General features: G+C 74.0%; 6 protein-coding genes. 5 read left to right on the top strand and 1 reads right to left on the bottom strand.

Features of this window, described 5'->3' with window-relative positions; translation table 11 throughout:
- Together BGM09_RS27770 and BGM09_RS27765 are read left to right on the top strand one after the other, a co-directional pair.
- Positions 1–900: MFS transporter (locus tag BGM09_RS27770; protein ID WP_188284454.1), on the top strand; the 900-nt coding region annotated here is incomplete at its 5' end.
- Between the two features lie 125 nt (positions 901–1,025).
- Positions 1,026–1,406, top strand: a complete 381-nt coding sequence (locus tag BGM09_RS27765) for a DUF488 domain-containing protein (RefSeq protein WP_188284455.1) — start codon at positions 1,026–1,028, stop codon at positions 1,404–1,406.
- Positions 1,407–1,502: 96 nt separating this feature from the next.
- On the opposite strand, the gene BGM09_RS27760 is transcribed toward BGM09_RS27765, so the two are convergent.
- The gene (locus BGM09_RS27760; RefSeq protein ID WP_188284453.1) at positions 1,503–3,035 is read right to left on the bottom strand and encodes an aldehyde dehydrogenase (NADP(+)); all 1,533 of its coding nucleotides are present in this window, start codon (positions 3,033–3,035) and stop codon (positions 1,503–1,505) included.
- A 239-nt stretch (positions 3,036–3,274) separates the two neighbouring features.
- Here BGM09_RS27760 and BGM09_RS27755 point away from each other — a divergent pair, with 239 nt between their 5' ends.
- The 3 genes from BGM09_RS27755 to BGM09_RS27745 form a co-directional block, all read left to right on the top strand.
- Positions 3,275–4,045, top strand: coding sequence for an IclR family transcriptional regulator (locus tag BGM09_RS27755; protein ID WP_188284452.1), 771 nt, complete (start codon positions 3,275–3,277; stop codon positions 4,043–4,045).
- A gap of 49 nt (positions 4,046–4,094) precedes the next feature.
- Positions 4,095–4,865, top strand: a complete 771-nt coding sequence (locus BGM09_RS27750) for a class I SAM-dependent methyltransferase (RefSeq protein ID WP_188284451.1) — start codon at positions 4,095–4,097, stop codon at positions 4,863–4,865.
- Between the two features lie 161 nt (positions 4,866–5,026).
- Positions 5,027–5,589: SigE family RNA polymerase sigma factor (locus tag BGM09_RS27745; RefSeq protein ID WP_188284450.1), on the top strand; the 563-nt coding region annotated here is incomplete at its 3' end.

Here is a 5,589-nt window from a genome sequence, read left to right as displayed (position 1 = left end):
GCGCTCGGACCCGTCGCGGGCGGCGCCCTCACCTCGGCGTGGTCCTGGCGCGCCGTCTTCTTCGTCAACCTGCCCGTCGGTCTGCTCGCCGCCGTGCTGCTGGCGCGGACGCCCCGCTCGCCGCGAAGGCCCGCGCCGCTGGACGTGCCGGGGCAGCTCACGGCCGTGCTGGGGCTGGCCGCGCTGACCTTCGCGGTCATCGAGGGCGGCGCGCTCGGGCTGGTGGCGGCGGCCGTCGCGGTGGCCGTCCTCGCCGGTTTCGTCCTGATCGAGGCGCGCAGCGCGCACCCGGTGGTGCCGCTCGGCCTGTTCAGGGACCGTACGGTCGCGGTCTGTGTGGCGGTGGGCGCGGCTCTGAGCTTCGCCTTCTACGGGATGATCTTCGTGCTCAGCCTCTTCTTCCAGCAGGTGCGCGACCAGTCGCCGCTCGGCGCCGGGCTGATGTTCCTGCCCATGACGGCGCTGATCTCCGCCGTCAACATCGTCTCGGCCGGGCTGTCCGCCCGGTTCGGCGCCCGGCTGCCCATGCTCGCCGGTCAACTCCTCATGATCGCCGGGCTGTTGGTGCTGCTGCCGGTCACGGCCAGCACCCCGGCCGTACTGCTCGCGGTCGTCATGGTGCCGCTCGGCCTCGGCGGCGCGCTCGCCGTACCGCCGCTGACCGCCGCACTGCTGGACGCGACCCCCGCCGACCGCGCCGGGCTGGCGGCCGGGGTGCTCAACGCGGGCCGCCAGATCGCGGGCGCCCTCAGCGTGGCCGCCTTCGGCGCGCTGGTCGCGGACCGGGACCGCTTCCTGTCCGGCATGCGCGTCAGCCTCCTGCTGTCCGCCGCCCTGCTGACCGTCACCGCCGTCGCCACAGCGGCGGCCCTGCGCCCCGGCGCGGCGGCCGAGTCCTGACGCGGTGGCCCAGGACCGACCGGGTGGCCCGGTCCCGACAAGCTCGCCCGGTCCCGACGCGGTGGCGGAACGGCGGCCGGAGGCGTGGACTGGAAGGGGTGAGACGGAGCGGAGAGGCGGACGGGATGGCGAAGGACGCGGGCGCGGCGACGGGTTTCCGGGTGCGGCGGATCTACGACGACGTGGACGCCGGGGACGGCCTGCGCGTCCTGGTCGACCGGCTGTGGCCGCGCGGGGTGTCCAAGGAGCGGGCGGCCGTGGACGACTGGTGCAAGGTGCTCACGCCGTCGGCCGGGCTGCGCACCTGGTACCACGCCCACCCGGACCGCTACGCGGACTTCGCGCGGCGCTACCGGGCCGAGTTGGCGGGTCCCGAGCAGGTCCCCGCCACCCAGCGGCTGCGCGAGCAGGCGCGCGCCGGGAGCGTCACCCTGCTGACGGCGGTGAAGGACCCGGAGCACAGCCACGTCCCGGTGCTCCTGGCCCATCTCACGGACGCGCCCTAGATGTATTGCCCTGTGAGGTCCCGTCCGGCGGCGCCGTACGGACGCGGTCCGGGGATCAAATCGAGCTGGCGGCACCGTACGGACGCGCCTCAGGGATCACCTGACGAGGACGCCGTCGACCCGGCGCGGGACGGCCAGCGGGTTGGCGTCGGTCAGCTCGGGCGGCAGCAGCGCGGGCGGGGTGTCCTGGTACGCCACCGGCCGCAGCCAGCGCTCGATGGCGGTGCCGCCGACGGAGGTGGAGGTCGAGGTGGTGGCCGGGTAGGGGCCGCCGTGGTGCTGGGCGGGGGCCACCGCGACACCGGTCGGCCAGCCGTTGACCAGGACGCGCCCGGCCAGGCCGGTGAGCCGGGCCAGCAGCGCCGCCGCCTCGCCGCCGGGCTGCGCGGCCTCCTCCGTACCGAGGTGCGCGGTCGCGGTGAGATTGCCGGGCAGCCGGTCGAGCACGGCGGCCAGCTCGTCAGCGGACCCGTACCGCACGACGACGGTCAGCGGCCCGAAGCACTCCTCGAGGAGCAGGTCGTACGCGCCCGGCTCGGTGAGGTCGGCCGCGGCGACCGTGACGAAGCCGGGCCGTACGGCGTGCTCGCCGCCGTCGCCCGCGGTGACGGGGGCCTCGACGCCGGGCAGAGCGGCTCGGGCCGCGACGCCCTTGAGGAAGTTGTCGCGCATGCGGGCGTCGAGGAGCACACCGGGGCCCGCGTCCGAGGCGGCGCCGGTGAGCGCGGCCACCAGCCGGTCGCCGTGCTCGCCGCCGGGGGCCAGGACGAGGCCCGGCTTGGTGCAGAACTGGCCGACGCCCAGGGTGAAGGACCCGGCGAGCCCGGTGCCGATCTGCTCGGCGCGCTCGGCCGCCGCGGCCTCGGTGACGACGACCGGGTTGAGGCTGCCCAGTTCGCCGTGGAAGGGAATCGGGCGCGGCCGTGCGGCGGCGGCGTCGTAGAGGGCGCGTCCGCCGGGCACCGAGCCGGTGAAGCCGGCCGCGGCCACCAGCGGGTGCTTGACCAGCTCGACCCCGGCCTCGAAGCCGTGCAGCAGGACGACGGTGTCGGCGGGCAGTCCCGCGGCGACGGCGGCGCGGCGCAGGATGTCGGCGCACAGCGCGGAGGTGGCGGGGTGGTCGGGGTGCGCCTTGACCACGACCGGGCACCCGGCCGCGAGCGCGCTGGCGGTGTCGCCGCCGGGTACGGAGAAGGCGAGCGGGAAGTTGCTGGCCGCGTAGACGGCGACGACGCCGAGCGGGATCTTGTAGCGGCGCAGATCGGGGCGCGGGACGGGCTGGGCCGCCGGGTCGGCGTGGTCGATGATCACGTCGAGGTAGCCGCCCTCGTCGACCACATCCGCGAACGCGCGCAACTGATAGGCGGTGCGGGCGAGTTCACCGGTGAGGCGGGGCAGCCCGAGCGCGGTCTCGGCGTCGGCCGCCGCGAGCACGGCCGCGCCCTCGTCCTCCAGCAGCCCGGCGGCGCCGCGCAGCAGGCGGGAGCGTACGCTGCGGTCGGCGAGCGCGGGAACGGCGGCTGCCGCCGCGCGCACGGCGGCGTCGACCTCGTCGGCCGTGGCCTCCACCGCGACCTGCTCCCGCTGCTTCCCGGTTCGGGGGTCGACGCTCCAGACTGGTACTGCCACCGGAAGAACCTCCACATTTCCGTACTGCACAACGGCATCGTTCTCTATACTGAACAACGTCTTCAGATATGAATCACCGGTCGTCCGGAGCCTACGTCCACCGGCCCGGCCGGACAAGGCGGGCACCGGGCACGGCGCGCGCACGGACAGGCACGGCGAACACACACCGCACACGAGCACGCACCACACACGAGCACGACTGAACGAGCACCACGAACGTCTTAGAGGGGTCGTACGCGATGGCTGTTGCCGAGGGAGCCGGTTCCCAGGTCAAGTCCGCGGTCCGCACGGTGGAACTGCTGGAGTTCTTCGCGGGCCGCCCCGGCATGCACAGCCTGGCCGCCGTGCAGGAGTCGGTGGGGTACCCCAAGTCCAGCCTGTACATGCTGCTGCGCACCCTGGTCGACCTCGGCTGGATCGAGACGGACGCCACCGGTACGCGGTACGGCATCGGCGTGCGCGCGCTGCTGGTCGGCACCTCGTACATCGACGGCGACGAGGTGGTGGCCGCCGCGCGGCCCACGCTCGACCGGCTGTCCGACGACACCAGCGAGACCATCCACCTCGCGCGCCTCGACGGCACCAACGTGGTCTACCTGGCCACCCGGCAGTCGCAGCACTACCTGCGGCCGTTCACCCGGGTCGGGCGCAGGCTGCCCGCGCACTCCACCTCGCTCGGCAAGGCGCTGCTGGCCACGTACACCGACGAGCAGGTGCGCAAGCTGCTCCCGGAGACGCTGGAGCCGCTGACCGAGCACACCCACACCGACCGCGAGAAGCTGATCGAGGAGCTGGCCCAGATCCGCGAACAGGGCTACTCCGTCGACCGCGAGGAGAACACCCTCGGGCTGCGCTGCTTCGGGATCGCGATCCCGTACCGCACGCCCGCGCGGGACGCGGTGAGCTGCTCGGTGCCGGTGGCCCGGCTGACGCCGGAGCACGAGCAGATGATCAAGGACACGCTGTTCGACGCGCGCGACCGGCTGCTGCTCGCCACGCGCCGCCTGTGACGGCCTGACGGTCTGACGGTCTGACGGCCGGCGTCGTAGGGTCGGTGGCATGGCAACCGATACCGATCCTGAGATGTTCGCCCGCCGAGCCTCCTGCTTCGGCGCGGAGGCCGCCGCGTACGCCGAGCACCGGCCGGACTACCCGCTGCCGGGCGTGCGGTGGGCGCTGGGCTCCGAGGACGACCGGCGCGGCACGCTCGATGTGCTCGATCTCGGCGCGGGCACCGGCAAGTTGAGCGCGGCGCTGCTGGCGCTCGGCCACCGGGTCACCGCCGTGGAGCCGGACGCGGACATGCGCGGGCAGTTGGAGCGGCTGCTGCCGTCGGTGACCGCGCTCGCGGGCGGCGCGGAGGAGATCCCGCTGGCGGACGCCTCGGTGGACGCGGTCGTGGTGGGGCAGGCGTTCCACTGGTTCGACCAGGAGCGGGCCATGCCGGAGATCGCGCGTGTGCTGCGTCCCGGCGGCACGCTCGGCGCGCTGTGGAACACCGACGACGACCGCGTGGAGTGGATCGCGGAACTGGGCAGGGTGTCGTCGAGCCGGGTGTCGTACATCGACTGGCACCCCGGCAAGGGCATGGAGAAGCACGCCGGGTTCACGGCCGTGGAGTACCGGGAATTCGCGCACCGGCAGCCGCGCACCATCGACTCGATGCTCGCCACCATCACCACCCACTCCCACATTCTCACCCTCGAACCGGCCGAGCGGGAGCCGCTGTTGGCGCGGATCAGGGACTATCTGGCGACCCGCCCCGAGACGTCGGGCGGCTCCTTCGACCTGGAGATCGTCACCCGGGTACAGCGCTGCGCCGTGAAGTGAAGCGGCCACGCCGTGATGTGACGGAACGTCAGCCGACCCGCTGATCCGGGTCGCACCGCGCGTCGCCGAAGTGCTGTTTCCCGACCTCTGCCCAGGGCCTTCCGCCGCTGCTACGCTCACGCCGCGCCGTGGCGGGGAGGTCCGGGCAGGAAGAGGTGACCGTGGGCACAGCCATCGGCGACGACGCCGACGCCGCCGCGGATTTCCACGCGTTCTTCGAACAGCACTACGCGGAACTGGCCCGTCTGGCCCACCTGTTGACCGGTGAGGCGGACGCGGCCGACGACCTCGCGGCCGACGCGCTGGTCGCCCTCTGGCGGCACTGGGACCGGGTGCGGGCGGCCGACCACCCGGTGGCGTACGCGCGTGGCGTGGTGGCCAATCTGGCTCGCTCGCGGATTCGCAGCGCGGTACGGGAGCGGCGGCGGATCGCGCTGTTCTGGTCGCAGCCGCAGGACCGGACGGACGGGCCCGACGTACCGGCGGTGCTCGACGTGCGCGAGGCGTTGCAGCGGCTGCCGTTCCGCAAGCGGGCGTGCGTGGTGCTGCGGCACGCGTTCGACCTGTCGGAGCGGGACACGGCGGCGGTGCTCGGCATCTCGGTGGGCACGGTGAAGAGCCAGACGTCGCGCGGCGTCGCGGAGTTGGAGCGGCTGCTGGCGCCGCGCGCGGGCGGCTTCGGGCCGGAACCGGCCGCGGGCGACGGGGTGCGGGCGACGCCAAG

The organism is Streptomyces sp. CBMA29, from assembly GCF_014596445.1.
Taxonomy (GTDB): Bacteria; Actinomycetota; Actinomycetes; order Streptomycetales; family Streptomycetaceae; genus Actinacidiphila.
The sequence above is the reverse complement of the archived record's forward strand: the minus strand, read 5'-3'. Positions and strand labels throughout refer to the sequence as shown.